Below are 25201 nucleotides of genomic sequence, written 5' to 3' on the forward strand. Positions count from 1 at the left end.
CATCGGGTTCCAGGCGAGCAGGTCCAGGTGGCGGCCGAGCACGACCGCCGGGGTGTCCATGACCCGCAGCAGCCGCCGGGTGCTGTCCGGGACCCTCTCCGGACCGCGGTCCGGCCGGGCGGGCACCGGCCGGCGGGCGGCACGGGCCAGGCCGAACAGGTGCCTGCGTTCCGCTTCGTCGAGGCCGAGCGCGCCGGCCAGCGCGTCCAGGACGTCGTCGGACGGGCGTACCTCCCGGCCCTGCTCCATCCGCTGGTAGTAGTCGGTGCTCAGCCCGGCCAGCAGGGCCAGCTCCTCGCGCCGCAGCCCGGTGACCTTGCGCCGGCCGCCCGGCTCCAGACCGACGTCCCGCGGGCGCAGCCGGTCGCGCCGGGCGCGCAGGAAGTCACCGAGCTCACGGGCGTACGGATGGGTCATGCCGCAAGTGTGCCTTCCCGGTGAGCACCCAAGGTAGGTCCCGCAGACCTAGGGAAATGAGAACGACCGAATCGGCCCGTACCGCTCCTAGCGTCGTAGGTCCACCCACCGACACCCCAGGAGCAGCAGATGGCCGGATGGACCGCCGACCGCATCCCCGACCAGACCGGCAGGATCGCCGTCGTGACCGGCGCGAACTCGGGCCTCGGCCTGATCACGGCCACCGAGCTGGCCCGCCGGGGCGCCCACGTCGTGCTCGCGGTCCGCGACACCGCCGCCGGTGCGGAGGCCGCCCGCCGGATCGGCGGTGACACGGAGGTGCGCGAGCTGGACCTGGCCTCGCTCGACTCCGTCCGCGCGTTCGCCGCGAAGCTGGCCGCCGACCATCCGGCGGTCGACCTGCTGGTCAACAACGCCGGCCTGGTGCTGCTCGGCCCGCGCCGCACCACCGCCGACGGCTTCGAGCTGCACATCGGCACCAACATGCTGGGGCACTTCGCGCTGACCGGCCTGCTGCTCGACCGGCTGGAGGCGGCGAGGGAACCCCGGGTGGTCGGTCTCAGCTCGATCACCCACAAGAGCGCGCACCTCGACTTCGACGACCTGATGTCGGAGCGTGACTACCGGGCCGCTCCCGCCTACGGCCGGTCCAAGCTCGCCACCACGGTCTTCGGCGTCGAACTGGACCGGCGCCTGCGCGCCGCGGGATCACCGGTCATCAGCACACTGGCCCACCCCGGTCTCACCCGCACCAACCTGACTCCGCGCGCCTGGGAGCACCGTGGCCGGCTCGGACGGGTGATCGCGCGGGCCGGCCTGCTGGTCACGCAGCCGGTGGAGCAGGGCGCGCTGCCGCAACTGCGCGCCGCGACCGATCCCGGTGTGCGGGGCGGTCAGTTCTTCGGGCCGTCCGGGCTGGGGGAGACACGTGGCCGGGTCACCGAGGCCCGGCTCAGCCGGGAGGCGGCCGATCCGGCCGTGGGCAGGCGGCTCTGGGCGGCGGCCGAGGAACTGACGGGCGTCCGCTACCTGTGAGCCGTCGCCGGCCGGAAAGGACCGCGAGCCAGTGACCCGCTCCCGCATCCGGCCGGTGTCCCGTGGACGATTCCACCGCGTACGGATCCGACCGCCCGTAGGGCGTGCACCGGCCGAACAGTCCCCCGGATTCCGGGAGCCGGACCGGACACGGGATCCCTTCGAGCCGGGGGTCAGGTGCGGGAGAAGGGCGCCCAGCCGGAGATCTCGAAGCCGGCGCCCCTGCGCCTGATCTCGAAGGCCCCGTGGCCGGGCAGATGGGCGGGCAGCACGAGGGCGTTGTGGTCGGCCGCGTAGGCGTACATCCGTGCTCGGCTGGCGCGGGCGGCGTCCTCGTCCTCCTCGAAGCAGCTGTTGAGGTGGGGCTCGTGGACCTGGATGGCGCCGTGCATCAGGTCGCCGGCGAAGACCGCGCGGTCGCCTCCGGACTCGAGGTGGACGACCGATGAGCCCGGAGTGTGCCCGGGGGCCGGTTCGAGCCGGAGGTTGCCGTCGATGACGTAGGAGTCGTCCCAGGTCCTGACGAGCCCGGCGTCGATCACCGGGTCGACGCTGTCCTCGTAGACGTTCTGGTTCCCCCGGCCGAACACGGTGTTGTGCAGGTTCTCCGGATGCCAGTACTCGACGTCGGGCCGCGGCATGAGGTAGGTCGCGTTGGGGAAGGTGGGGACCCAGTCGCGTCCGTGGAGCCGGGTGTTCCAGCCGACGTGGTCGTCGTGCAGATGGGTGTTGACGACGAGGTCGACGTCCTCCGGCTCGATGCCGGCCGCGGCGAGGTTCTCCAGGTAGTTCGTGTTCAGGTACGACCAGATCGGCTGCAGCGGACGGTACTTGCCGTTGCCCGCGCCGGTGTCGATCAGGATGACCCTGCCTTCGCTGCGCAGCGCCCAGGACTGGGTGGCGACGCGCGTCAGGTCGGTGCGGGCGTCCCAGTGATCCGGGTCCAGCAGTGCGGCGTGGCGCTGCCATTCCTCCGGCTTGCTGCCGGGGAAGAACACGTCGGTCGTCATCGGTGAGGTGTCCGAGAACTCGATGACGCGGGTGATCTCGACGTCCCCCAGTCTCATCGTGGTGACCTGGGGTGCCGTGGAGGCGGCCGCCTCCGTGGGCGAGGGCGGCGCGGGTGGGGTGGCGGGCATGTGTCTCCCTCGTTCGGGCGTGACGCGCGGGGCCGGTTCGCGATGCGTCCGGCGGCGTCGTGGACGGCGGGTGGGACGGATGCGGAGGGCTTGCGCCGTGATCCGTGCGATCGACTCTGAGGGCCCCGGGACCGGGTGACCAGACCCGCTCCTGCCTACCCCTGACAGGTGCAGGCGACGGACACGGCCGCCGCGCATACTTGCCGCCATGGACCGCAGATCACCGCTCGGTGAGTTCCTGATGGCGCGGCGGGCACGACTGGGCCCGGACGACGTCGGCCTGCCCCGGTACGGGGACCGCCGCCGGGTGCCCGGGCTGCGCCGGGAGGAACTCGCGATGCTCGCGGGGGTCAGCGCCGGCTACTACACCCGGCTCGAACAGGGCCAGTCGCTCAACGCCTCGGCCGAGGTCCTCGACGCGATCGCGACCGCCCTGCGGCTGACCCCGGCCGAGCGGGAACACCTGCACGTCCTGTCGACGACGGCGAGTCACCGGAGCGGACCGGTGACGCCTCCCGAGGAGCACGCCTCCGCCGATCTGCGGACGCTGCTGGCCGCCATGGGCGACGTGCCCGCGCTCGTCGTGGGCCGCCGCAACGACGTGCTGGCCTGGAACACGGCCGGGCACGCCCTGCTCGCCGGTCACCTGGACCCCGCCTCGCCCGACGACCCGGAGACCCGGCCCAACCTGTCCCGGCTGGTCTTCCTGGACGCGCACACCCGCGCCCTCTACCGCGACTGGCCCGCCAAGGCCCGCGCGGTGGTCGGCAACCTGCGCATCCTGACGGCCCGCAATCCCGACGACGCGTGCCTCGCCACGCTGGTCGGCGAACTGGCGATCCACAGCTCCGAGTTCGCCTCGCTGTGGGCCGAACACACCGTCGATCCCTGCGGCCGCGACGTCTACGACCTGGCCCATCCGGTCGTCGGGGACCTGACCGTCACGCAGCAGACGTTCCACGTCCCGCAGGAACCGCACCAGTCCCTCGTCACCTTCACCGCGGAGCCCGCGTCCACCTCCTCCACGGCGCTGACGGTGCTGCAACAGGCTCGTGGCATCGGCAGGGGCGCCTGACCCGTGAACTCGGGCCGCTGATAGGGCGTCCACCAGCTGAGCAGCCCCCAGACGCCGAGCCCGAGGGCACCCGCCGCGATCAGGGCCGCGAGCCACGGGCGGCGCAGTGTGCGCAGGACGAGCAGCCAGGCGGCGAGCGGGACGAGCGCGCCGCCGGCGGCGATGAGGGGGAGATCGACGTAGAGGACGCTCAGGTCCCGGTGCATGCCCTCGAAGCCGCCGTGAATGCTGACCCGCGCCTTCGGCGCCCAGGCGAGCACCGCGACCACGGCGCCCAGAGCCGCCAGGAGGATGCCCGCACAGCCCTGTCGTTCTTCCTTCATGCCTCGATCCGACGCGGTCGTTCCTCCGGTGGTTCCCGGACGCCCTACTGCCGGTATCCGCTCAGGAACCGCCCGATCCGTCCGATCGCCGTCTCCAGGACGTCCGCGTGGGGGAGGGTGAGGACGCGGAAGTGGTCGGGGGAGGGCCAGTTGAAGCCGGTGCCCTGGACGACCTGGATCTTCTCCCGCAGGAGCAGGTCCAGGACGAACTTCTCGTCGTCGTGGATCTTGTGCACGGACGGATCGATGCGCGGGAACGCGTACAGCGCGCCCTTCGGCTTCACGCAGCTCACGCCGGGGATCTCGTTCAGCTTCTCCCAGGCCACGTCCCGCTGTTCGCGCAGCCGTCCGCCCGGCGCGGTGAGCTCGCGGATGGACTGCCGGCCGCCGAGCGCGGCCTGGATGGCGTACTGGGCGGGCGCGTTGGCGCACAGCCGCATGGAGGCCAGCATGGTCAGGCCCTCGAGGTAGTTCCTCGCGTGCTGCTTCGGGCCGGTGACCACCAGCCAGCCGGAGCGGAAGCCGGCCACGCGGTAGGTCTTGGACAGGCCGCAGAAGGTGAGGACGACCAGGTCGGGGGCGAGCGCGGCGGCCGAGTGGTGCACGGCGTCGTCGTAGAGGATCTGGTCGTAGATCTCGTCGGCGAGCACCATCAGGCCGTGGCGGCGGGCCAGGTCGAGGATGCCCTCGACGATCTCCTTCGGGTACACCGCCCCGGTCGGGTTGTTGGGGTTGATGATGACCACGGCCTTGGTGCGGTCCGTGATCTTCGCCGCCATGTCGTCCAGGTCCGGGTACCACTCGGCCTGTTCGTCGCACAGGTAGTGGACCGCCTTGCCGCCCGCGAGGGTCGTCACCGCGGTCCAGAGGGGGAAGTCCGGCGCCGGGATGAGGATCTCGTCGCCGTCCTCCAGCAGGGCCTGTACGGCCATCGACACCAGCTCGGAGACGCCGTTGCCGAGGAAGACGTCGTCCACGTCGACCTCCAGGCCCAGGGTCTGGTAGCGCTGGGCGACCGCGCGGCGGGCGGAGAGGACGCCGCGGGAGTCGGTGTAGCCGTGCGCCCGCGGCAGCATCCGGATCATGTCCTGGAGGATCTCCTCCGGCGCCTCGAAACCGAACAGGGCCGGGTTGCCGGTGTTCAGGCGCAGCACGCTGTGCCCCGCCTCCTCCAGCGCGTTGGCGTGCTCGATCACCGGACCGCGGATCTCGTAACAGACCTCACTGAGCTTGCTCGACTGCCGGAACTCCATGCGCCGCTTCCCCTCACGTGGTGTTGCTTGGTTTTACCAAGTAGGAGCTTGGAAAGTCCAACAACATGTCTAGACTGCGTCGCATGTCACCACGCCGAAGCTACGACCAGTACTGTTCCGCAGCCCGCGCGCTCGACGTCGTCGGCGACCGCTGGACCCTGCTGATCGTCCGGGAACTCCTCGCAGGACCGCGCCGCTACACCGACCTGCACGCGGACCTGCCCGGCGTCAGCACGGACGTACTGGCCTCCCGGCTCAAGGACATGGAGCGCGACGGCCTCACCACCCGGCGGCGACTGCCCCCGCCCGGCGCGGCGTACGTGTACGAACTCACCGGGCGGGGGAGCGCGTTGCTGCCCGTGCTCCAGTCCCTCGGCGCCTGGGGGGAGGCCGAACTGGGCGAGCGGCGGCCCACGGACGCGGTACGGGCCCACTGGTTCGCGCTGCCCCTGCTGCGCGCCCTGGAGGGCGCGGGCCTCGTCGAAGTCCGCCTGGAGGAAGGCAGGTTCCACCTGCACGTCGGCGCCGAGGACGGTCCCGTGTACGGCGACGGCCCCGCCCCCGGGGAGCCCGACGCCCTGCTCTCCCTGGACACCGCCACCTGCACGGCGATCAGCCGCGGCGAACTGACCCTGGCCGACGCGGTCCGTGCCGGGCGGGTCGGGGTCTCCGGCGAGAGCCCGCTCGCCAAGGCCCTGCGGGAGACGTGACACGAAAGGCGGAAGGCCCGCACGGGGCGGGCCTTCCGGGAGGACGTCACGCGGTCGGTGGCACCCCGGGCGGACGCCCGGACCCCCGCGTCAGCCGGTAGCCGGCGACACCCGCCAGGGCGGCCAGGACGCCGCCCGCCGCGGTCCACACCCAGCGGTCGGACCACCAGCCGGAGGTCCAGCCGTCCTCGGGCTCCAGATCGGCCAGCACCGCCGGGTCGTCGTTCTCCTCGTCCGACCCGTCGCGCGCCGCGACGCCCGGCACCAGCGGCTCGGCCAGCGCGCCGTCCACCGCCGCCGCGCCGCCCATGTCCTTGGACACGACGCGCAGTTCGGCGTCCACCGCCTGGCCCAGGTCGGCCGTCGCCACCCGCAGCGCCGTGAGCCGGACGTAGTACGTGCCCGGCAGCGGGTCGTTCGCCCACGGCTCCGACCAGGCGCGGACCGTGCGCAGCACGCACTCCAGCTCCACCGAGGGCGTGTCCGCCCCGGCGGTGCGGGTCTGCGCGCCGTACTGGCAGGCCTGCCGGCGGCGCAGACCGTCGTACACGTCGATCTGCCAGGTCTCGGCCGCGTGGCTCTCCGGCAGCTCCACCGTCGCGCGGACGGTGGGGCGCTGCCCGGCGTCCGCCGGGAACGACCAGTACAGGTAGTCGCCCGTGGAGGCGCGCGCGGTGGCCGTCTGCCCCTGCGCGACCTCCGCCGCCGTGCGGAACGAGGTGCCCGCGCGGGTGGGCGCCCCGTCGTCGCCGGACGCGCTCGGGGAGGGGGAGGAGTCGGCCGCGGCGGGGGCGGCGGCCAGCCCGAGCGTCAGCAGGGCGGCACCCAGTACACGTACGGCGCGCATCAGTTGGTCCTCCAGACGGCGACCCGCCAGCGTGACAGCCAGCCCCAGACGAGACCGGCGAGGAAGCCGGTGAGGATCAGCGCGCCGAGCAGCCACCAGCCCCGGCCCAGACCGAAGGAGGCCACGTCGTCCGCCCCGTCCGGGCCGTCCACGACGTCGACCGTCAGCTCCAGCGGAAGACCGGGCGTGGTCTTCACCCCGGAGTCCGCCGAGAAGGAGTGGGTCACCGCCAGGCACACGACCTCGGCCGCGGGCTTGCCGCTGTCGTCGTCGTCCCGCTCGGGCTTCGGGTAGCGCAGCCCGGTGGACAGCACGTCCGTACGGCCGTTGCCGGTCGCCTCGCCGCGCACGATCTCCCGGTCGTGCACGGTGACGGCCCGCAGCAGCACGCCGTGGTCCGGGCGCACGGCCCGGTCCGCCGCCACGCTCACCGAGGCGCGCAGCTCCTGCCCCGCCAGCAGCTCCACGCGGTACCAGCGCTGCTGCCCGAACTCCTCACGGTCGGTGTAGAGGCCGGACTCCAGCACCGGCGCCTCGGCGCACGAACCGGCGCCCTCGGTGGCCACCGGCGTCACCACCGGCTCGGCCGCGCGGTCCACCAGCTCGTTCACCCGGTCGGTGAGCTCGTCCTGGTGCTCGACCGAGGTGTACGTCCCGCCGGTCGCCTCGGCGATGCAGCTGAGCTGCCGGCTCATCTTGACGTTCGGCACCAGGCCCAGGGTGTCGATGGTCAGGCCGATGCCCTTGGCCGCGATCTCCCGGGCCACCTCGCACGGGTCGAGCGGGGCGCAGGTGTCCTCGCCGTCGCTGATCAGCACGATCCGCTTGGAGCCGTTGCCGCCCTCGAGGTCGTCGGCCGCCTTCAGCAGGGCGGGGCCGATCGGGGTCCAGCCCGTCGGGACGAGGGTGGCCACCGCCGTCTTGGCCTCCGTGCGGTCCAGCGGGCCGACCGGGTAGAGCCGCGCGGTGTCCTTGCAGCCCTCCTTGCGGTCGTCACCGGGGTAGTTCGCGCCCAGGGTGCGGATGCCGAGCTCGACCTCCTCCGGCGTCGCGTCCAGCACCTCGTTGAACGCCTGCTTCGCCGCCGCCATCCGGGACTGCCCGTCGATGTCCTTGGCCCGCATCGAGCCGCTCACATCGAGGACCAGGTTGACCTTGGGGGCGTCCTGGCCCGTGGGTTCACCGGCGGCCGCCCCGGCCGGGAAGGCGAGCCCGGCCGTCAGTGCGGCGAGCAGGGCACAGGCGCCTGCCACCGGCCGTTTTCTTCTGATCATCGGCGGATCCTATTGATCAGAGGTGTCGTGCTCCAAAACGGGGCGTCACCTGGACCCGTACCGCAGCGGATTGGGCAGTTCCGCCCATTGGTCCCCCGCCGTCCGCGGCGACAGCCGCATCAGCGTCAGCGCCTTCGCCGGCAGCGGCCCGTCGAGCAGCGCGGCCAGGTCCGGGGTGCGCGGCAGATGCGGTACGGCACTCTCCAGGGCCGCCCGCAGGGCCGGCCCCGACCCCGCCGTGCCCGCCAGCGCGCCGCCCACCAGCGAGCCGAACAGCTTGCGCCGCAGGGTGCGTTCGTCGTCCGTGACCATGCGCGCGGGCAACCGCCCGGGGAGCGGGATGCCGTGCCGGGCCAGGCGCGCGGGGCCGATCCGCAGATCGGCCAGGTCGCGGTAGACCAGCCGCACCGGATCCCCGTCCGGTGACAGCACCACCAGCAGGTTCTGGCCGTGCGCCTCCAGGGCGACCCCCAGTTCCAGCAGCCGCAGCCCGACCGTGAGCGCGAGCCGCGCGAACCGGCCCGACCAGGCGGGGGAACCGGGCAGTCCGGTGGTCGCCAGCGCCGCCACCGGGACGACGCGCTCCCCGGGCGCCGCGTACTCCTCGGGGGACTCGCGCAGCACCGCCGCCAGATCGGGCGACCCGGCCGCCACCGCGCCCAGCGTGCGGGTGATGCGCAGCAGCCCGTCCGTGTGCGCCGCCACCGCCTCCCCGAAGTCCGACAGCACCGCCGACGCGGCCACCGAACCGAGCGAGATGTCCCGCACCGAGGACGTCAGCCGGGCGCTCAGCGCCGTCTTGACGTGCGGACCCTCCGGCAGCGCGAGGGTGCGCAGCGCCATCAGCGGATGCGCCGGGAGCCGCTCCCCGCCCGTCCGCTTCAGCACGTGCGCGGCCTGCCACGGGTGCACCGGGACCACCAGCCGTCCCGGCTCCCGCAGCCACCGCGGCCAGCTCCCCGACACCACGCACCCGGCCTCCGGCACGGGCACCAGACCCAGCTCCACGACCGGCCCGTGCTCGGGCCCGTAGGCGAGCTGCTCGGCCACCGAGAAACCGGGCCGGGAACGGCAGTTGGGGTGGAACGGATGCCCGTCCACCACCCGCTGCTCCCACTCCCAGTCCCGCGCGGGCCACTCCTGCGGATGATCCTCCCGGCCCGCCCGGGACAGCGCCAACGACGCCACGCTCTGCCCGAGTTCGGCGGCGAACACCGCCGAGTGCGGTACGGCCAGCTCCGTCATCAGCCGCGCCGGATCGCCGTACGCCACCTCGTCCAGCCGTACGGCGGTGACGTACGCGCCGGTCGCGTACGGGTCCGCGTGCGGGCCGCGCAGCCGCCGGCCGTCCGCCAGCCGCAGGGTGAGCCCCTCGCGGCCCGCTTCCCGGCGGGTGATCCACGGCAGCGGCTCGTGCGCGAGGCCGCGCCACAGCCGGGTCAGCACAGCCGCGCGGGCGCCGGGCAGTTCGCCGGCGTACCGGGGCACGAGGCCGGGCCGTACGACGGCCAGCTCGTCGGCGACCTCGGTCTCGGCGGTGGGGGGACGGTGCACGGGCGGGCTCCTCGGTGACGCGCGGGACGGAACGCGGGGTGGACGATGACAGACATACTGATCGTCTCCGTCCGGACAGACCGTAAGGAACCAGGGAACGCGTGGACCTCATCACCCCGCCCGCGGACGACGACGCGGCCCGCCGCGCCGACGCGTACGCGGCGGTGCCGCTGCTGAACTGCCTGCTGCGCGAAGTGGCGCGGCCCGTACCGGGGCCGGAGGAGCACCCGGTGTACCGCCTGCCCGGCACGGACCGCCTGCTGCGGGTGCGCGGCACCCGGCGCCCCCGCGAACCCGAGGTCCACGCGGCGGGCGCCTGGCACCGCCTCGGCCACCCGGAGCTGGTGAAACTCGTCGCCGAGGAGCTGCGCCGGCACACCGGGCTGCCCAACCACGAACTGCCCGCCGAGATGCTCGACAGCCGGGAGGCGGTGGCCGCGCTGCTCACCGCCCGCGCCCGGGCCACGCCGCCCGACGACCCGTACCTGCGCTCCGAGCAGGCCCTCGTCACCGGCCACACCCACCACCCCGCCCCCAAGGCGCGGGGCGGCGGCCCCGCGGCGGCCTGGCTGCCGTACGCGCCCGAGGCGCACGCCCGCTTCCCGCTGACGCTGCTGGGGCTGCGCGAGGACACGGTGGTGGAGGAGGGCGACACCGCGGCCCTCGACGGCCTGGGCACCGCACCGCCCGGCTACCGCCTGCTGCCCGCGCACCCCTGGCAGCTGGACCTCGCGGCCCGGGACCTCGCCCCCGCCTTCGCCGACGGCCGCCTGATCCGGCTGGGCACGACCTCCTTCCCGGTGTGGCCCACGGCGGCGATCCGCACCGTGTACGCGCCCGGGCGCGACCTGTTCCTGAAGTTCAGCCTGGACGTGCGCATCACCAACGACATCCGCCGGCTGTGGCGCCACGACCTGCTGAAGCTCCGGGCGGCCGACACGGCCGTGCGCGACGCCTTCGCCGGGCTGGACGCGGTCTGGCAGAGCGACCGCGGGTACCGCACCGCGGACTTCGCGTACGAGCAGCTGGCCGTGGTCGTGCGCGACGGCCTGCGCGGCCACGTCCCGCCCGGCGCGACCCCGTACCTGGCCGCCGCCCTGGTGGAGGGCTTCGACGGCAACCCGCTGGCCGCCACCGCGCGGCCGGCGGCCTGGTGGGAGGCCTACCTGTCGCGGGTGGTCCCCCCGGCCCTGGCGGCCTTCCACGGACACGGCGTCGTCCTGGAGGCCCACCTGCAGAACACGCTCGTCGCCGTGGACCCCGACGGCATGCCGGTACGGGTCCTGTACCGGGACGCGGAGGGCGTGAAACTGCTGTCCGCGGTCTCCCGGGAGGCGGGCTGGGAACGCCTGGTCTACTGCCTGGTCGTCAACCACCTCATGGAGATCGCCGCCGCCCTCGCCGACCACCACCCCGGCCTCGACCCCTGGCCCGCCCTCCGCCGCGAACTGGCCCGGCACGACCTCCCCGAGATCCCGGCCCTCCTCACCGCCCCCACCCTCCCGGCCAAGACCAACCTCCTCCTGCGCTGGACCGGGGCGGACGGCGCGGACGCCCGCTACCGCCCGCTGCCCAGTCCACTGGCCGGCGGGTGAGTCAGCTCCGCTCCGCCTCCTTCGGCGCGCGTCCCGCGCCGTCGCGGGCCAGGGCCCCGGGCCACCACGTCCGGGGCCCGATGTCGATCACCAGCGCGGGGACCAGGAGCGAGCGGACCACGAGCGTGTCGAGCAGCACGCCGAACGCCACGATGAAGGCGATCTGCACCAGGAAGGCCAGCGGGATGACCATCAGCGCGGCGAACGTCGCGGCGAGCACCACACCGGCCGAGGTGATCACTCCGCCGGTCGTGGTCAGCCCGCGCAGCACGCCCCGCCGGGTGCCGTGCACGAGCGCCTCCTCCCGCACCCGGGACATCAGGAAGATGTTGTAGTCGACGCCGAGGGCCACCAGGAACACGAACCCGTACAGGGGGACGGAGGCGTCCGTGCCGCTGAACCCGAGGAGGTGCTCGAAGACGAGCGTCGAGACGCCGAGGGTCGCCAGGAAGTTGAGCGCCACGGTCGCGACCAGCAGCACGGGCACGAGCAGGGAGCGCAGCAGCAGGACGAGGATCAGCAGGATGACGGCCAGCACGACCGGGACGATCAGGGTGCGGTCGTGGGCGGCGGTCCGTTGGGTGTCGTACTGCTGGGCCGTGTAGCCGCCGACCAGCGCGTCGGCCCCGGAGACCGCGTGCACGTTCTCGCGCAGCCGCTCGACGGTCTCCTTCGCGGCGTCGCTGTCCGCCGCGTCCTCGAGGGTGGCGTCGATGCGGACGCGCCCGTCGACGACCAGCGGCTCACCGGCCCCCGGCCGTCCCGAGGCGGAGACGGCGCCGGCCGAGGCCACGCCCTCCGTCTTCTTCGCCGCGGCCGTCACCTCGGCGCCGCGGCCGGCGTCGGCGATGATGACGGCCGGGTTCCCGGACCCGCCGGGGAAGTGCTCGCCGAGCGTTTCCTGGGCGGAGACCGAGGGCGCGTCGTTCACGAAGATCTCGTCGAGCGGCACCCCCTTGGCGGACAGGGAGGGGGCGAAGGCCGCGAAGACGGCGAGGACCAGCGCGGTCAGCAGCCACACCCGGCGCGGCCGGCGGTCCACGGCCGTGGCGACCCGGCGCCACACGCCGTGCCCCTCCACGGACGCGTCCGACGCCTTCGGCCGGGCGGGCCAGTACGCGGTCCGGCCCAGCAGGGCCAGCACGGCCGGCAGGAAGGTGAGCGTGGAGAGCACCGCGCACACGATGCCGATGGCGCCGACCGGTCCGAGGGCGCGGTTGTTCGTGAGGTCACTGGCGAGCAGGGCCAGCAGACCGAGCGCCACGGTGGCGGCGCTCGCCGTGATGGCGCCGAAGGACCTGCGCACGGCCGCCACCGCGGCCGCGTACCGGTCACCGCGCTCGGCGAGCTCCTCGCGGAACCGGGCCGCGAGCAGCAGGGCGTAGTCGGTGGCCGCGCCGATCACGAGGATCGAGAGGATGCCCTGCACCTGGCCGTCGACCCGCACCACGTCCCGGTCCGCCAGCGCGTAGACGACGGCACAGGCGAGCCCCAGGGCGAAGACGGAGCCGAGGATGATCACGAACGGCAGCAGGACGCTCCGGTAGACCAGCAGCAGGATCAGCAGCACGGCGCCGAGCGCCACGCCCAGCAGCAGTCCGTCGATGCCCGCGAACGCGTCCGACAGGTCCGCCTGGCTCGCCGCCGGACCGGCGATCCGCGCCGTGGTCCCGGACACGCCGTCCGCCGCCCGGCGCACCTCGTCCAGCACCCCGGGCAGCTCGTCGCCCAGGTCGGGCTCGAGCTGTACGACGGCCTGCACGGCCTTCCGGTCCTCGGAGACCAGCGCCGGTGAGGGCCGGCCGACGACACCGGCGCTGCCGGCGAGGGCGCCGACCGCGTCCGAGGCGGCGGCCCGCTGGGCCTCGGTGACCCGGCCGCCGTCCGCCGTCCAGACCACGACGGCCGGCATGGTCTCGGACTGGTCGAACGCCTTCTGGGCATCGAGTACCCGAGTGGACTCGGCACTCTGCGGGAGGAAGGCCGCCTGGTCGTTGGTGGCCACCTCGCCCAGCTTGCCCGCGTACGGCCCGAGTGTCCCGCCCACCCCCAGCCAGACGATCAACAGGGCGAGGGGGACGAGCCACCGGGCCCGGTGCGGTGCGTTCTTCATGCGGATTCCCAGAGCCGAAGGAATAAGTCGATGATTGAGTATCTCAATCATCGAGTGATCTTATACTGGCTTGTATGAGCGGCTCCGGTACCCCCTCGCCACTTCTTCCGGCGGACGACCCGACGGGGTTGCAGTCCTTCGCCGTCCAGCTGCGCCGGATGAACAGCGAGTTCAACCGCATCGCCCAGGAGTTCGCGCACGCGCAGGGCCTGCACCCCACCGACATGCAGGCCCTGATCGCGATCCTGGACGCGGACGCGGATGCCGACTCCGACGCGCCGGGTGAGCCCATGACGCCCGGCCGCCTGCGCAAGCAGCTCAACCTCACGTCCGGAGCGGTGACCGCGTGCCTCGACCGGCTGGAGCGGGCGGGTCACATCCGGCGCGTCCGGGCGGCCGGCGACCGCCGCGTGGTGCACCTGGAGTACGCGGAGCGGGCCAGGGACCTGGCCAGGGAGTACTTCCGGCCACTGGCGCACAGCACCGACACGGCGCGCGGCCGCTTCACCCCCGACGAACTGACGGTGATCGTGCGGTTCCTCAGGGAGATGAACCGTGAACTCGTGCTCCTGCGGCAGCAGGAGAACTGAGGGAAGACCGCGGGTGGGGTCCGGGGCGTGCTGACCGAGGTCACCGCCGCCCGTCGCGTCGTGCCGCCGCGTCGGGGCGGCTCCGCGCCCGGGTCTTCGAGGCCGACGGCCTCGGCACGTACGTCGTCGGGTTCACAGACCCCCGCGGACCTCACCCGGAACCGGTCGGCGTCCTGACCGGCCCGGCCGCACCCGCCGGCTCCGACGCCCCCGATCCGACCGGTTGCACGCGTACACGAAGCTGCCCGGCGTCGCGTACACGACACCGGGCAGCAACGGACGCGCGGCCGACGGCCGACAGCGACTCAACGGTTCAGGAGGATCCCTCCATGGCGTCGATCAGGCTCTTGGGCCGCATGTCGGTCCAGTGGGAGTTGATGTAGTCGAGGCACGCCTGACGGGTGTCCTGGCCGTGGACGACGGTCCAGCCCGCCGGGACCTCGGCGAAGGCCGGCCACAGCGAGTGCTGCAGCTCGTCGTTGACGAGCACGTAGTACTGGGCGTTCTCGTCCTCGAACGGGTTACTCATGGTGTGGTTCCCTCCATTGCTGATCTGGTACCGGAACTAGTGCGAAAGGGTGGCGAAGGGTCAGCCGCAGCCGCCGGCGTGGCCCGCGTCACCGGCGGGAACGAGCAGGTCGGCCCGCACGGTCCCCGAGCCCGACTCCGACCGTGCCGCGCCGCCGGGCGCTCCAGCCGCGTTCCGGACGCGTGCGATGAATCCGGGCAGCCGGTCCAGCCCCCAGAACTTGTCGTGCCGGTGGATGAAGAACGGAACGCCGAAGACGCCGTCGCGCTCGACCGCCCGCAGGGCTTCCACGCCCCGCCGGCGGATCTCCGGGTCGTCGGCCGCGCTGGCCAGGGCTTCCGGATCCAGCCCCAGTTCCTTGCCGATCGCGGTCATGGTCGTCCGCAGGGAGACGTCCAGGCCCCGTTCCCAGCGGGCCCGGTGCAGGGCATCGATGAAATCCACGCCGCGGCCGGCGTCCTGTGCCACGAAGTAGGCCAGATGGGCGACGTCCCAGTCGAGATCGACATCGATCGGCCAGGTGATCGAGAGGCCGCGCTCGGTGGCCAGCCGCTTGACGTCCTGCAGGATGTAGAGGTGCTTCTCCTTCGACATGGGCACATACGGCAGCTGGATCCCGGCCTCGGCCAGCAGCCGCGAGCCCACCTCGCCCGGCTCCCAGTACGGACGCCATTCGATCGACTCCGCCACATCCGGAGCGTTCTGGGTCAGCTCGCGGAAGGCTAACCAGGAGTAAGGGCTGCGCAGAGAGAAGTACCACCGCGGTGGTTTGACGGCCAAGGGAACCTCCGGAATCGGTGCTGGTGCTCAGAGAGAGATGCCGCCGTCGATCTGCAGGACGGCGCCGGTGACGTAGGCCGCACGGTCCGAAACGAGATAGGAGACGAGGTCAGCGACCTCGTCGGCCCGCCCCAGCCGCCCGAGGGGAACGGACTCCAGTGCCTTCTCCTTCACCTGGCTGGTGAGCACCGACGTCATGTCGGTGTCGATGAAGCCGGGCGCGACCACGTTGGCCCGGATGCCGTAGGGCCCGACCTCCTTGGCCAGGGCGCGGGAGAAGCCGATGATGCCGGCCTTGGAGGCCGAGTAGTTGGACTGGGTGGCGTTTCCGTAGACCCCGGCCACCGAGGAGAGATTCACGAGGACACCGCGTTTGCGCTTCATCATGCTGAAGACGACCGAACGGCAGACGTTGTAGACGCCGTCGAGATTGACGTCCAGGACCTGGTGCCAGTCGTCGTCCTGCATGAGCAACAACGGGTTGTCCCGGGTGATCCCGGCGGCGGTCACCACGGCGTCGATCGGGCCGAGCGTGCCCTCGGTCTCCGCGACCAGCCCGCGCACCAGGTCGATGTCGCGGACGTCGACCTTGCGGTGCATCACCCGCACGCCGGTCTCCGCTACCTCCTTCTCGAGTTCCAGGGCGGCTGTCTCGTTCGACTGGTAGCAGAAGGCGACATCGAAACCGTCCCGCGCCAGACGCAGCACGGTGGCGCGGCCGATCCCCCGTGAGCCGCCGGTGACCAGTGCCACTCGGGGTTCGATCTCTGCCATGGGTTCTCCAAGCGTTGTAATGGGTCGGCACAGGCCGGTGGTTGTGGGTGCCGGCCGTCAGGAAGGGGCGGAACTCGGTTCGTCCGGACGCAGCTCCCCGGCCGGGCGGAAGGCCATCACCGCGCGCCCGACCGTCATGACGGCACGGCCGTTCACCGTGGATTCGCCCTCCACGATCACGGTGTCGCCCAGCACCCGTGAGAGGGACGCCCGGTGCTCCAGCACGTCTCCGGGCAGCACCTCGTGCAGGTACGCGACGTCGGAGACGCCGCCGAACAGCATGACCTTGCCCTCGAGCACGTCCGGGTCCGGCGCTTCCCAGGTGGCCAGCAGACCGGCCGCCTGGCACCAGGACTCCGTCAGCAGCACCCGCGGGTAGGCGTAGTCCCGCGGACCGGCTTCCGGGCCGAGATCCCGATACCAGGGCTCGTTGCAGGTGACCGCCTTGACAGCGGTGACCCGCTCACCCGGTACGATGTCGAGCACCCGGTCGACTAGCAGCATCGGGAAGCGGTGCGGAAGCACCTTGCGGATCTCGAACTGGCCGATCATGCCGCCTCCTCCGCGGTGAATCGCAGCCGCACCTTGGCGGCGGTGCCGCGCACGGTGGAGACCGTGGCCGCACACGTCCAGGCGTCGGGACCGCCGGTCCACACCAGGTCGGTCTCCACCTGGTCACCGGGGAAGACCGGGCTCAGGAACCGCGTCGTCTCCACCGCCGCCAGCTCCAGCCGCCGGACACCTGGCGGCGGGGCCGCCAGGCCGCTGAGGTGCACACACTCGATCACACAGACGCCGGGGAAGATCGTGAAGCCGGGATAGTGCCCCGGGAAGACCGGCTCGTCCGTGTCGACGGAGAGGGTCGTCATCGCCTCCGTCCTCCCCCCGGCGTCGGCGGACGGCGGGCGGACCACCTTGATCCGTGAGCTCACGGGGCTGCACGGACGTGCGGCCGTCATGCCGCCCCGAGCTTTCCGAGCAGTACGTCGTAGGCGTTGCCCAGGGAGGTGATCCGGCGCAGTTCGTGCTCCTCCAGCCGCAGCCGATACTTCTTCTCCAACACGACCACGACCTCCAGTGCCATCAGCGAGTCGACTTCGAGGTCCTCGGTGAAACTGGCGTCGTCCGACACCTCGTCGACACCAAGGTCGAGTACCTCTGCGACCGTGTGGCGCAGCTCTTCCCTGTCCAACGCCACGGGGGCGTGTGTGTTGCCGGTCTGGGGGCTCGTCATGACTGTGTCCGTCCGTAGCGTCGGGCATCTGTGGTCAGCTGAGGCGGAGCAGGGCGCAGCCGACCGCACCGTCGCGGTCGACGGAGGTCACCAGTGCGACCTGGCCCGCGGCTTCGGGGTGGTCCTCGGCGTGCGCCAGCACGGCGGCCACCTGGAACGCCGCCGCGGCTGCTCCGGTGTCCCCGATGAGAGAGTGCTGGGTGAGACGGACCGGAGCCGCTCCCGTGCCGACCTCGTCGACCGCGGCCCGCTCCTGTTCACCCGAGGGTCCGGGTGCCTCGCTGGTCGACAGTGCCCAGATCTCCTCAGGGCGCACCTGTGCGCGCCGCAGCGCCCGCTTCAGGCAGGAGACCAGCGCCGGACGGACCTCGCCGTCCAGGGCGATCCCCATCTCGACCGCGAGGATCTCGGCCAGCACCGGCTGCTCGGGGTCCAGTGGACTGTTCCGCTCGATGAGGAACAGCCCGCAGCCCTCACCGGGCGGCACGGCCTCCCCGTCGGTCTCCGGGTTGTGCGTGTGCATGTCCAGCCAGGACCGGGCGTGTGAGAACTCCTCCACCCCGCCGCACAGGACGGTCTGCGCGCGGCCGAAGTTGAGCAGCCGACGCGAGTAGTTGAGCGCGTAGAGCCCGGCGGCGTGACCACCCGCGATCGTCGTGTTGGGGCCTCTGAGCTGGTGCCAGATGGCGCTCTGGCCGGCGGCGCAGTTCATCACCGCGTTGGGGAAGCGCGCCGGATCGACGAAGAACGGCTTCTCCCCGGTGAACGAGTCACGGGTGAAGTCCATCTGGCTCTGCACACTGCCGATGGTCGTCCCCAGGACGAGCGCGGCGTTCTCGCCGGTGGCCACCCGCCGGTTGCGCGGGGAGTCGTCCAGCAGCCGACTCACGGTGGTGACCGCGAGGCCGGTGACCCGGTCCATGGACCGGGTGCCCTTCTTCCCGAGCGCCGCACGCACGTCGAAACCGGGTACCAGGGAGGCGCTCCGCCCGGCGGCCCGCCACTGGTCGGGGTCGAGAGGGGCAGTCGTCCGCCGACGCTCCCTGAGCCCTTCGGCGAAGGCCGCCCGGCCCATGCCGAAGGGCGACAACGCCGACCAGGCGGTGATGACCGGTCGGTTCACCACGGTTGCGGGCTCGCTCATGTCTGCTCCGTCACTTCTCACAGGAAACACACCATCCGATAGCTGGACCACCGGGCGGCTGCTTCGTCCGCTGGGACCGGCTGTACGCCGTCGAGGCAGCCGCCTTCGCCCGCCAGGCCGTACGTGATCAGGTCCGACTCGTCGGCGTACACCCGCATCCCGAGGTCCAGCAGGTTGCGCACGTCTGCGCGGGGGTCGGTGAGGGTGTCGATCACCCGCTTGCCGAGCCGCAGCGACGGCATCCGCACATCGCGCGCCGCGTACGTCACGGCCTGGCCGCGCAGCAGGATGTCCATTCCCCCCAACTGCCGGTTCAGTTCGGCCGCCAGGTACAGGGAGTCGACGAACTGCTTCTCCACCGCGCCCCGGTAGGCTCGCTCCACGATGGCCAGCACCTGGGCCTGCCTGGGCGCCGGATCCCGCCGGTCCGCCATCTCAGATCACCCCGACCGTCAGCGTCTTGCCGGCCGCCGCACTGTTCGACGCGAACGCCGAAGGGCCGCGCATTACGACCTGGGGCACATGGGCCTGCGTGCCGCGGTCCTCGCTGCAGAACTGGCAGCCGTACCAGTAGAGCTGGTCGGGGAAGGCGGCCAGCATCTCCTGCACGAGCACGGCGGTGGAGGGGTAGGAGGCGGACCAGTTACCGAAGTTGCGTGGTTTGACCTCACCGAGCGACTGCTGGGTGAGCTGCGTGGAATTGCCGCACGCCCACACCTGGACGCGACCGCCGCGTTCCAGCATCGCCTGGACCAGCCGCAGCACACTGGTTGTCTGGTCCGATTCGTGCGGCGCTCCCATGAGGATCACCAGCACGTCGGTCCACGGTACCTGACGCCTCATCAGTGCCACACCACCCTTACCGCAGGGTCGAGGACTGCTGCCGCCACCGCGTCCATGTCCGTGGTGAGCGCCGACGGCAGCAGTCCGGCATGGTGGAGTCCGCGCTGGGCGAGCGAGAAACCGTCGACCCACACGCGACCGCCCGCCTCCAGCAGGGTGTCCAGTTCGGGCGCCCGGCCGGGAAGGGCCAGGGTCACACCGTCCTGGATGAGGAACAGCACCACGGAGTGGCCCAGACGCGCCTGGGCCACCGCGTCGTGGCACAAGCCCGTGTCGGCCGGCGCGGCGGAGGCCTGGCTCTCGATCAGCAGGAACCGCACGTGCCCGGTCTCCTGCACGGACGCTGTTCCCATGAGGTCAGACCTCGCCGCGGAGCGCCTTGGAGACGCGCTCGTCGAACGTGACGAGATTCCAGTCGCGCCGGTTCTCGATCAGGGCGTATCCGTGTGTGACCTTGCCGGTCGCGGTCTGCACGAGCTTCCCGTCCCGCACCACGTAACAGTCCATGCGGGAGGTGTACGTGAAGTCCTTGAAGATGTTCTCGACCGTGTAAATGGTGTAGAGCTCCTCCTCCATCAGCGCCTCGTCGAGGATCTGGATGCGGGAGTGCGGGCAGGCCGGGATCCAGCGGCGCTCGTCCAGCAGTGTCTTCACCGAGATGCCGCGGTCGGCGAGGAACAGGTCCACGACCTCCTCCATCTGCCGGAGGTAGCTGGACATCTGCAGCCGCTCGGAGAAGTGGCAGTAGGGGTAGGGAATGCGCCACTTCCAGCCGAACGCGTTCTTGCCGGCGGTCAGCAGGTCGAGCACCGGATCGGGACCGGTGGTGCCCCGACCGGCCGCCAGGGAGGTGTTGTCCGCCGCGGGAACGATGCCGGACAGATCGGGTGCCTCCGGCAGTCGGGGGGCCGGCGTGCCCAGACGGTGGGTGACGAACCGCGCGATCGGGGTCGGTGGCTCGCCGGCCTCTTCGGCATAGTTGTCCGAGCGCAGCACGGCCTTGGCCTTCGCGGTGATCGCCTTGGTGTCCTTGCCGTCCCGGTCGGCGTGCAGGGTCACCGTGAAGGAGATGGAGTCGTCGCCGTCGGCGGCGCTCGGGACGACCTTCGCGACGACGACCTCGTCCATGAACAGCGCGGTCAGGATTCGGGTGTCGAGGTCGACGAGATCGACACCGAGGCCGTGCTCGGCGTGGAGCGTCCGGGCCGCGAGACCGGACTGGTCGAAGTGGTACAGGATGGCTTCCTCGACCAGGTAGTTGATGTGCTTGAAACCGATCCAGGTGCAGATGTTGGAGCCCTCGTAGCGCGTGCGCAGTGATGCGGTCGTCTCGCTGGTGAGGAGCGCTTTGACAGCGCTTTCGGTCACTGTGGTCATCGGTCATGCTCCTGTGGTGATCTGGGGCGGAGTCCGCCGGGCGGACGTGAGGCCGAGGTCGAACTGATGAACCGACCGACCAGGGCGGCGAAACGCCGCGCCTGCTCGATCATCAGAAAGTGCCCGCAGTCCTCCAGGAGACGGAAGTCCCCTTTGGGGAGGTCGTCCGCCAGCGTCCGGCCCTCCTCCGGAGGGGCGGCGAAGTCGTGCTCGCCCGCGACGACGAGGCAGGGGACGGTGAACAGTCCGGTCTGCAGGCGGGGAGTCCGCAGATACGTCTCGAAGAACCGCATCCACCCGTAGGCGCCGACCCGGTCCCGGACCCGTTCGCCCAGACTGCGCTGGGCGTCCTCCGAGAGCCGTCCCGCGGAGTGCACCCTGATCCCCTCGGTCATGATCCGGGTGAAGTTGTCCACCGAGAAGGCCACGCTCTGCCAGCTGAACTCCTCCGCCGAACGACGGTAGAAGGGCGATACCAGGACCAGACCGCGGACGCCGAACTCCGCGAACGGGTCGACGCCCTTCTCCAGCGAGCGGTTCAAGAACTCCAGCAGCACATTGGCGCCCATGGAGTGGGCCACCACCACACCGGCACCGCCCGGTACTGCGCGCAGCGCGTCGGCCGTGTACGGCACGACGTCACCCCGCGCACTGAGCTCGGAGACGCTGGCGCCGCGCCAGGGCAGCTCGGCCGTCCAGACTTCCGCACCGCTCGACCCCAGTCCGTGCTCGATGCAGGCGTCCCACAGACTGGCGCTGTTGGCCAGGCCGTGCAGCATGAGCACCCGGCCCTGCGACGGATCCCCCGCGATCCGTCGCCGTACCGTGACGGGAGCGTGGGCGCCGGTGCGCGCGGAGGTTGCCGAGGACCCTTCGCCGGGGACGAGCGAGGTGCCGGTGACAGACATCAGACCGTCACCGGTTCGCGCAGCGAGAGTCCGGCACTGGCGTCGTCGGAGTCGGCGCCCGCCGTGACGTAGACCGGGCCGGCGCCGCCCTGCGCGAACCAGCCGACGGCGGCGGCGCACTGAAGTACGCCCAGTGCCCCGGACGCCACGCCGAACAGCGCGGTGACGTCGTACCGCGGCACACCGTCGAGCAGTCCGTCCTTGAGTGCCGCCGCGTCCGGGACCTGCCACAGGGCCGGCCGGTCGTCGCTGGAGCCGTCGAGTTCTTCGAGACAGACCTCCAGTCCGCTCCTGCGGACACAGCCGCCCAGCGTCGCCAGGAGGGAGACGCCCCGCTCGGCGGCCGACGAGTCGTCCTCGATGACCAGTGCCGCCGCTCCGTCGATGGTGCGCGCGCCGCCCAGGAAGTCGCGCACCGCCTGGTTGTCCGGCTCGACCCCGAGCACCAGCACCTGCGACGCCCGGTTGCCTTCGAGCAGGGTCAGCGCCCAGCGGACGGCGTCCAGGCCGGAGGTGGCGCCGTTGCACAGCATCAGGTTGGGGCCGCGCAGACCGAAACGGATGGCCACGGAGGAGGCGACGACGTTGCTGGAGGCGTTGGGCAGGTCCATGGGGCTGCCCGCTGCCACCGTCTCCCGGGTGATGGTGTCCATCGCCCGGACGATCGTGTCGAGATTCCCGTAATTGGAGCTGGCGACCACGGCGACGGACCGAGCCGGCACGCGCAGTCCGTCCTCGTTCGTCAGCCCGGCGTCCCGCAGGGCCGCGTCGGCCGCGCAGTATGCGAGCTGAGTGGCCCGGTCCTTGTAGCGAAGACCCTTCTTGCCGATGAGGTCCCCCGGTTCCACGGGCGGGGAGTCCACCGGGCCCGGGGCCATCAGTTCGGCGGCCGAGGCCGCCCGGGGCAGCACGACGCCCACCCCGCTCACCACCGCGCTCATCCGGCCCTCTCCACGATGGCGACGGCATTGATGCCGCCGAAGCCGAATGCGTTCAGCTGCGCCACCGTCATCGGCTCGTGCGCGGCGTCACCGGTGACGAAACGGAAGTCGGCCGCCGCGTCCACGGGGTCGTGCAGTCCGACCGTCGGCGGTACCCGGCCCTCGGCCAGCGCCCGCAGGGTGACGACCAGACTGAGCAGTCCGGACGCGCCCGACGTGTGACCGGTCATGGACTTGATCGCTGTCATCAACGGTTTGTCGATGTCCTGGCCGAACACGTCGTTGAGAGCGAGGGCCTCGGCCTCGTCGTTGAGCAGCGTGCCCGTGCCGTGCACCATCACCAGGTCGATGTCCTCGGGCTTCACTCCGCCCCGCGCATGCGCCTCCCGCATGGCCTCGGCGATGCCGCCCGGGTCCGGGGCGGTGGTGTGGAAGGCGTCGCAGTTGATCGCGACGTCCCTCACCAGCCCGTGCGCCGGACGCCCGGTGTCCGCGTGCCGGCGCAGGACGACGGCGGCAGCTCCTTCGCCCATGAGCACGCCCGCCCGGTGGCGGTCGAACGGCTGCACCCTCTTGGGCGGGTCCGGCTGGACCCGCTCCAGCAGGCCGTACATGGTTTCGGTCAGCACGTCCACGCCGGCCACGATGACGGTGTCCGTGGTCCCCAGTGCCAAGAGGTCGGAGGCGAGGGCCAGTGCGTACAGTCCGGCCGAGCAGGCGTTGGAGAGCGTGTGCGTGTCGTCGGCGTTGAACGCCTCGCGCAGGGCGCTGCCGAAGTGCAGTTCGTCCGGCGTCAGTCCGATGCCGTCGCGCTGCCAGAGCTCCACGGAACGCAGTTCCCTCAGGCCGGTGCCGACCAGAACGGGAACGCCGCTGAGGTCGTCGGTGTCGAGCCCGGAGTCACGGGCTGCCTGGCCGACCGCGTCGAGCAGCAGCGTGGTCGCCCGCCGGGCGACGTCGGCACCCGGCTCCGGCCGGTTGTCCACCTCGTAGGCGTGGCGAGCGATGTGCCGGCTGAGGTCGAAGCCGCGCAGCTCGCTCACGCCGGAGATGCCCGAGCACAGGTTGGCGAAGAGTTCGTCGACGGTGCCGCCGACGCACGCCACGGCGCCCATTCCGGTTACCGGCCAGCTCATGCCGACGCTCCGTGATACCGGCCGAGCAGTACTACGGCGTTGTTTCCGCCGAACGCCAGCCCGTTGTTCTGCACGATCTCGAGGTCCGCCTCGACGGCCACGTTGGGCACGCAGTCCACGTCACACTCCGGGTCCGTCGTGACGTGGTTGATGGTCGGCGGTATGAACCCGTTGGTGATCGCCAGTGCGCAGCCGATGGCCGACAGAGCGCTGGCCGCCCCCATGGTGTGACCGATCATCGACTTCATCGAGATCGTCCTGGGCGGCCGTTGGCCGAACACCTCGCGAATGGCGCGCGCCTCGGTGACGTCGTTGGCCTTGGTACCGGTGCCGTGCGCGGAGATGAGATCCACCTGCTCCGGCTTCACACCGGCGTTCTCCAGGGCGAGGCGCATGGCCCGTCCCACACTGTCCTGGTTGGGCGCGACCTGGTGGTAGGCGTCGCAGTTCAGGCCGTAACCGAGCACCTCGGCGTAGATCCGGGCGCCGCGCTCAAGGGCGGAGTCCAGGCTCTCCAGCAGGAGCACGCCGGCACCCTCGCCGGTGAGGATCCCCTTGCGGTCCACATCGAAGGGCTGGCAGCGGTCGGGGGCGATGGTGCCCAGCCGGTAGAAGCCGGAGAAGGTCTTGCGGCACATGGCGTCCGCGCCGCCGCACAGCGCGAACTCGGCGTCGCCGGAGCGGACCGCGTCGTAGCCGTAGCCGATGGCGTAGTTACCGGCGGCGCAGGCGGTGGGAATGGTCACCGCCTCCACGTCCGTGAGCTGCAGCTCCTGGGCGACGGCAGCGGAAAGGCGACCGGCTGGAACACGACGGGCGACTTCGGCCGCCATGTGCTCGGGCCCCAGGGTGATCTCCGTCTCCACCAAGTGGTCGAGGTCACGGGACTCGCCGTCGGTGGTTCCGATGGAGATGACGCCGTGCCTCGAACGCAGCTCGTCCGCGCCCAGGCGGGCATCGTCGATCGCCATCCGGGCCGCGGCGACCGAGTACTGCGTCGCCCTGCCCACCTGCTCCACCGCGAGCCGGCGTATCCACCGCTCGGGATCGAAGTGGGTGACCTCGCAACCGTTCGCGTGCTCAAATCCCTCGACGTCGAACACGGTGATCGGCTTGGCACCGCTGCTGCCGCTGCGCAGACCCTGAAGGAACTCCTCAGCCCCCGTACCGATGCTGGAGACCACGCCGAGTCCGGTGACCACCACTCTCCGCGGGCTCTCGTACCCCGATCCTGCCATCCCGACCTCTCCGTCCGCTGTTCCGGCCGTGCCACGCTCGAACACAAGCGCCGCTTTACCAGCCGGCGGACTCTGCGACTACCTCGTACACACCCTTGAGGTGAATCATCCGGGGCAGCTCCGACTGATCGATCGTGACGCTGAATTCCTTCTCGAGGCCGGCGAGGATCTCAATGGAGCGGAGCGAGTCGGCGTCGTGCTCCTCCTTGAAGAGGCTGGTCTCGGTGACCTCGTTCTCATCGATCTCGAGAATGTCGCAGACGATCTCTTTGATCTTCTGCACTCGCTCGTCGTGAACTGAACTCATGGGGGAGTCACACCCTTTCAGTAAGGCGCACCGGATCATTGGCTGGAGCTTTTCTACGGCACCGC

28 protein-coding genes and 1 pseudogene are annotated in these 25201 nt (G+C 71.6%); 5 read left to right on the top strand and 24 right to left on the bottom strand.

Features of this window, described 5'->3' with window-relative positions:
- A partial coding sequence (locus tag AB0A94_RS23540; RefSeq protein WP_361747243.1) for a helix-turn-helix domain-containing protein occupies positions 1 to 417 on the bottom strand: 417 nt, incomplete at its 3' end.
- Between the two features lie 129 nt (positions 418 to 546).
- Between AB0A94_RS23540 and AB0A94_RS23545 the strand changes: the two genes are divergently transcribed.
- Positions 547 to 1452, top strand: coding sequence for an oxidoreductase (locus AB0A94_RS23545; RefSeq protein ID WP_361747245.1), 906 nt, complete (start codon positions 547 to 549; stop codon positions 1450 to 1452).
- Positions 1453 to 1625: 173 nt separating this feature from the next.
- Here the strand turns inward: AB0A94_RS23545 and AB0A94_RS23550 are convergent, their stop codons facing one another.
- Positions 1626 to 2519, bottom strand: coding sequence for an MBL fold metallo-hydrolase (locus tag AB0A94_RS23550; RefSeq protein ID WP_361747414.1), 894 nt, complete (start codon positions 2517 to 2519; stop codon positions 1626 to 1628).
- 280 nt (positions 2520 to 2799) lie between these two features.
- Here AB0A94_RS23550 and AB0A94_RS23555 point away from each other — a divergent pair, with 280 nt between their 5' ends.
- Complete coding sequence (locus AB0A94_RS23555; protein ID WP_361747247.1) at positions 2800 to 3666, top strand: helix-turn-helix transcriptional regulator; 867 nt, start codon at positions 2800 to 2802, stop codon at positions 3664 to 3666.
- 5 nt (positions 3667 to 3671) lie between these two features.
- Here the strand turns inward: AB0A94_RS23555 and AB0A94_RS23560 are convergent.
- Both AB0A94_RS23560 and AB0A94_RS23565 read right to left on the bottom strand, forming a co-directional pair.
- A pseudogene (locus AB0A94_RS23560) lies at positions 3672 to 3989 on the bottom strand (hypothetical protein); the annotation flags it as partial.
- A gap of 44 nt (positions 3990 to 4033) precedes the next feature.
- Positions 4034 to 5242 carry a pyridoxal phosphate-dependent aminotransferase gene (locus tag AB0A94_RS23565; RefSeq protein ID WP_361747249.1) on the bottom strand — a complete coding sequence of 403 codons (1209 nt, stop codon included), beginning with the start codon at positions 5240 to 5242 and terminating at the stop codon, positions 4034 to 4036.
- Positions 5243 to 5325: 83 nt separating this feature from the next.
- Between AB0A94_RS23565 and AB0A94_RS23570 the strand changes: the two genes are divergently transcribed.
- Positions 5326 to 5952: a helix-turn-helix domain-containing protein gene (locus AB0A94_RS23570; RefSeq protein ID WP_361747251.1), complete on the top strand. Its 627-nt coding sequence runs from the start codon at positions 5326 to 5328 to the stop codon at positions 5950 to 5952.
- 46 nt (positions 5953 to 5998) lie between these two features.
- Here AB0A94_RS23570 and AB0A94_RS23575 read toward each other — a convergent pair whose 3' ends face one another.
- The 3 genes from AB0A94_RS23575 to AB0A94_RS23585 are packed head-to-tail and all read right to left on the bottom strand — an operon-like array spanning position 5999 to position 9627.
- Entirely contained in the window at positions 5999 to 6799 is an 801-nt protein-coding gene (locus tag AB0A94_RS23575) for a hypothetical protein (protein ID WP_361747252.1), read from the bottom strand.
- Positions 6799 to 8073 (bottom strand): VWA domain-containing protein, encoded by a 1275-nt coding sequence (locus AB0A94_RS23580; RefSeq protein WP_361747254.1) that lies wholly within the window; start codon positions 8071 to 8073, stop codon positions 6799 to 6801. The genes AB0A94_RS23575 and AB0A94_RS23580 overlap by 1 nt, the downstream gene beginning before the upstream one ends.
- A gap of 45 nt (positions 8074 to 8118) precedes the next feature.
- A complete protein-coding gene (locus AB0A94_RS23585; protein WP_361747256.1) occupies positions 8119 to 9627 on the bottom strand; it encodes an IucA/IucC family protein in 1509 nt (502 codons plus the stop codon).
- Positions 9628 to 9728: 101 nt separating this feature from the next.
- Between AB0A94_RS23585 and AB0A94_RS23590 the strand changes: the two genes are divergently transcribed.
- The gene (locus AB0A94_RS23590) at positions 9729 to 11222 is read left to right on the top strand and encodes an IucA/IucC family protein (protein WP_361747258.1); all 1494 of its coding nucleotides are present in this window, start codon (positions 9729 to 9731) and stop codon (positions 11220 to 11222) included.
- A 1-nt stretch (position 11223) separates the two neighbouring features.
- Here the strand turns inward: AB0A94_RS23590 and AB0A94_RS23595 are convergent, their stop codons facing one another.
- Entirely contained in the window at positions 11224 to 13335 is a 2112-nt protein-coding gene (locus AB0A94_RS23595; protein WP_361747260.1) for an MMPL family transporter, read from the bottom strand.
- 74 nt (positions 13336 to 13409) lie between these two features.
- Here AB0A94_RS23595 and AB0A94_RS23600 point away from each other — a divergent pair, with 74 nt between their 5' ends.
- Complete coding sequence (locus tag AB0A94_RS23600; protein WP_361747262.1) at positions 13410 to 13925, top strand: MarR family transcriptional regulator; 516 nt, start codon at positions 13410 to 13412, stop codon at positions 13923 to 13925.
- A gap of 313 nt (positions 13926 to 14238) precedes the next feature.
- Here AB0A94_RS23600 and AB0A94_RS23605 read toward each other — a convergent pair whose 3' ends face one another.
- From AB0A94_RS23605 to AB0A94_RS23680, 16 genes are all read right to left on the bottom strand, one after another.
- The gene (locus AB0A94_RS23605; RefSeq protein WP_352384147.1) at positions 14239 to 14454 is read right to left on the bottom strand and encodes an MbtH family protein; all 216 of its coding nucleotides are present in this window, start codon (positions 14452 to 14454) and stop codon (positions 14239 to 14241) included.
- 60 nt (positions 14455 to 14514) lie between these two features.
- Positions 14515 to 15234, bottom strand: a complete 720-nt coding sequence (locus AB0A94_RS23610; protein ID WP_361747264.1) for a DsbA family protein — start codon at positions 15232 to 15234, stop codon at positions 14515 to 14517.
- A 27-nt stretch (positions 15235 to 15261) separates the two neighbouring features.
- Entirely contained in the window at positions 15262 to 16008 is a 747-nt protein-coding gene (fabG, locus tag AB0A94_RS23615) for a 3-oxoacyl-[acyl-carrier-protein] reductase (RefSeq protein ID WP_361747266.1), read from the bottom strand.
- A gap of 57 nt (positions 16009 to 16065) precedes the next feature.
- Complete coding sequence (locus AB0A94_RS23620; protein ID WP_361747267.1) at positions 16066 to 16560, bottom strand: beta-hydroxyacyl-ACP dehydratase; 495 nt, start codon at positions 16558 to 16560, stop codon at positions 16066 to 16068.
- Positions 16557 to 16877: a hypothetical protein gene (locus AB0A94_RS23625; RefSeq protein ID WP_361747269.1), complete on the bottom strand. Its 321-nt coding sequence runs from the start codon at positions 16875 to 16877 to the stop codon at positions 16557 to 16559. Before AB0A94_RS23625 ends, AB0A94_RS23620 begins: the two co-directional genes overlap by 4 nt.
- A gap of 86 nt (positions 16878 to 16963) precedes the next feature.
- A complete protein-coding gene (locus tag AB0A94_RS23630) occupies positions 16964 to 17242 on the bottom strand; it encodes an acyl carrier protein (RefSeq protein ID WP_361747271.1) in 279 nt (92 codons plus the stop codon).
- A gap of 34 nt (positions 17243 to 17276) precedes the next feature.
- Complete coding sequence (locus AB0A94_RS23635; protein WP_361747273.1) at positions 17277 to 18386, bottom strand: beta-ketoacyl synthase N-terminal-like domain-containing protein; 1110 nt, start codon at positions 18384 to 18386, stop codon at positions 17277 to 17279.
- 17 nt (positions 18387 to 18403) lie between these two features.
- Positions 18404 to 18820, bottom strand: coding sequence for a hypothetical protein (locus tag AB0A94_RS23640; protein WP_361747275.1), 417 nt, complete (start codon positions 18818 to 18820; stop codon positions 18404 to 18406).
- Position 18821: 1 nt separating this feature from the next.
- On the bottom strand, positions 18822 to 19229 hold the full coding sequence (locus tag AB0A94_RS23645) for a hypothetical protein (RefSeq protein WP_361747276.1): 408 nt from the start codon (positions 19227 to 19229) through the stop codon (positions 18822 to 18824).
- Complete coding sequence (locus AB0A94_RS23650; protein ID WP_361747278.1) at positions 19229 to 19582, bottom strand: DsrE family protein; 354 nt, start codon at positions 19580 to 19582, stop codon at positions 19229 to 19231. The genes AB0A94_RS23645 and AB0A94_RS23650 overlap by 1 nt, the downstream gene beginning before the upstream one ends.
- A 4-nt stretch (positions 19583 to 19586) precedes the next feature.
- On the bottom strand, positions 19587 to 20606 hold the full coding sequence (locus AB0A94_RS23655) for a hypothetical protein (RefSeq protein ID WP_361747281.1): 1020 nt from the start codon (positions 20604 to 20606) through the stop codon (positions 19587 to 19589).
- A complete protein-coding gene (locus AB0A94_RS23660; protein ID WP_361747283.1) occupies positions 20603 to 21514 on the bottom strand; it encodes an alpha/beta hydrolase in 912 nt (303 codons plus the stop codon). Before AB0A94_RS23660 ends, AB0A94_RS23655 begins: the two co-directional genes overlap by 4 nt.
- Positions 21514 to 22455 (bottom strand): beta-ketoacyl synthase N-terminal-like domain-containing protein, encoded by a 942-nt coding sequence (locus AB0A94_RS23665; RefSeq protein ID WP_361747284.1) that lies wholly within the window; start codon positions 22453 to 22455, stop codon positions 21514 to 21516. Before AB0A94_RS23665 ends, AB0A94_RS23660 begins: the two co-directional genes overlap by 1 nt.
- Complete coding sequence (locus tag AB0A94_RS23670) at positions 22452 to 23591, bottom strand: beta-ketoacyl synthase N-terminal-like domain-containing protein (RefSeq protein ID WP_361747286.1); 1140 nt, start codon at positions 23589 to 23591, stop codon at positions 22452 to 22454. Before AB0A94_RS23670 ends, AB0A94_RS23665 begins: the two co-directional genes overlap by 4 nt.
- The gene (locus AB0A94_RS23675; protein WP_361747288.1) at positions 23588 to 24829 is read right to left on the bottom strand and encodes a beta-ketoacyl-[acyl-carrier-protein] synthase family protein; all 1242 of its coding nucleotides are present in this window, start codon (positions 24827 to 24829) and stop codon (positions 23588 to 23590) included. The genes AB0A94_RS23670 and AB0A94_RS23675 overlap by 4 nt, the downstream gene beginning before the upstream one ends.
- A gap of 55 nt (positions 24830 to 24884) precedes the next feature.
- A complete protein-coding gene (locus AB0A94_RS23680) occupies positions 24885 to 25136 on the bottom strand; it encodes a phosphopantetheine-binding protein (protein ID WP_352384176.1) in 252 nt (83 codons plus the stop codon).
- Between the last annotated feature and the right edge of the window lie 65 nt (positions 25137 to 25201).

The organism is Streptomyces sp. NPDC044984, assembly GCF_040646935.1.
GTDB lineage: Bacteria > Actinomycetota > Actinomycetes > Streptomycetales > Streptomycetaceae > Streptomyces.

Coding starts and splice junctions, on each gene's coding strand:
- AB0A94_RS23625 (WP_361747269.1), bottom strand. CDS start 16,877: ATGACGACCCTCTCCGTCGACACGGACGAGCCGGTCTTCCCGGGGCAC.
- AB0A94_RS23650 (WP_361747278.1), bottom strand. CDS start 19,582: ATGGGAACAGCGTCCGTGCAGGAGACCGGGCACGTGCGGTTCCTGCTG.
- AB0A94_RS23570 (WP_361747251.1), top strand. CDS start 5,326: ATGTCACCACGCCGAAGCTACGACCAGTACTGTTCCGCAGCCCGCGCG.
- AB0A94_RS23555 (WP_361747247.1), top strand. CDS start 2,800: ATGGACCGCAGATCACCGCTCGGTGAGTTCCTGATGGCGCGGCGGGCA.
- AB0A94_RS23605 (WP_352384147.1), bottom strand. CDS start 14,454: ATGAGTAACCCGTTCGAGGACGAGAACGCCCAGTACTACGTGCTCGTC.
- AB0A94_RS23580 (WP_361747254.1), bottom strand. CDS start 8,073: ATGATCAGAAGAAAACGGCCGGTGGCAGGCGCCTGTGCCCTGCTCGCC.
- AB0A94_RS23600 (WP_361747262.1), top strand. CDS start 13,410: ATGAGCGGCTCCGGTACCCCCTCGCCACTTCTTCCGGCGGACGACCCG.
- AB0A94_RS23640 (WP_361747275.1), bottom strand. CDS start 18,820: ATGGCGGACCGGCGGGATCCGGCGCCCAGGCAGGCCCAGGTGCTGGCC.
- fabG (WP_361747266.1), bottom strand. CDS start 16,008: ATGGCAGAGATCGAACCCCGAGTGGCACTGGTCACCGGCGGCTCACGG.
- AB0A94_RS23620 (WP_361747267.1), bottom strand. CDS start 16,560: ATGATCGGCCAGTTCGAGATCCGCAAGGTGCTTCCGCACCGCTTCCCG.
- AB0A94_RS23645 (WP_361747276.1), bottom strand. CDS start 19,229: ATGAGGCGTCAGGTACCGTGGACCGACGTGCTGGTGATCCTCATGGGA.
- AB0A94_RS23545 (WP_361747245.1), top strand. CDS start 547: ATGGCCGGATGGACCGCCGACCGCATCCCCGACCAGACCGGCAGGATC.
- AB0A94_RS23595 (WP_361747260.1), bottom strand. CDS start 13,335: ATGAAGAACGCACCGCACCGGGCCCGGTGGCTCGTCCCCCTCGCCCTG.
- AB0A94_RS23670 (WP_361747286.1), bottom strand. CDS start 23,591: ATGAGCTGGCCGGTAACCGGAATGGGCGCCGTGGCGTGCGTCGGCGGC.
- AB0A94_RS23630 (WP_361747271.1), bottom strand. CDS start 17,242: ATGACGAGCCCCCAGACCGGCAACACACACGCCCCCGTGGCGTTGGAC.
- AB0A94_RS23680 (WP_352384176.1), bottom strand. CDS start 25,136: ATGAGTTCAGTTCACGACGAGCGAGTGCAGAAGATCAAAGAGATCGTC.
- AB0A94_RS23655 (WP_361747281.1), bottom strand. CDS start 20,606: ATGACCACAGTGACCGAAAGCGCTGTCAAAGCGCTCCTCACCAGCGAG.
- AB0A94_RS23575 (WP_361747252.1), bottom strand. CDS start 6,799: ATGCGCGCCGTACGTGTACTGGGTGCCGCCCTGCTGACGCTCGGGCTG.
- AB0A94_RS23660 (WP_361747283.1), bottom strand. CDS start 21,514: ATGTCTGTCACCGGCACCTCGCTCGTCCCCGGCGAAGGGTCCTCGGCA.
- AB0A94_RS23565 (WP_361747249.1), bottom strand. CDS start 5,242: ATGGAGTTCCGGCAGTCGAGCAAGCTCAGTGAGGTCTGTTACGAGATC.
- AB0A94_RS23675 (WP_361747288.1), bottom strand. CDS start 24,829: ATGGCAGGATCGGGGTACGAGAGCCCGCGGAGAGTGGTGGTCACCGGA.
- AB0A94_RS23665 (WP_361747284.1), bottom strand. CDS start 22,455: ATGAGCGCGGTGGTGAGCGGGGTGGGCGTCGTGCTGCCCCGGGCGGCC.
- AB0A94_RS23635 (WP_361747273.1), bottom strand. CDS start 18,386: ATGAGCGAGCCCGCAACCGTGGTGAACCGACCGGTCATCACCGCCTGG.
- AB0A94_RS23550 (WP_361747414.1), bottom strand. CDS start 2,519: ATGAGACTGGGGGACGTCGAGATCACCCGCGTCATCGAGTTCTCGGAC.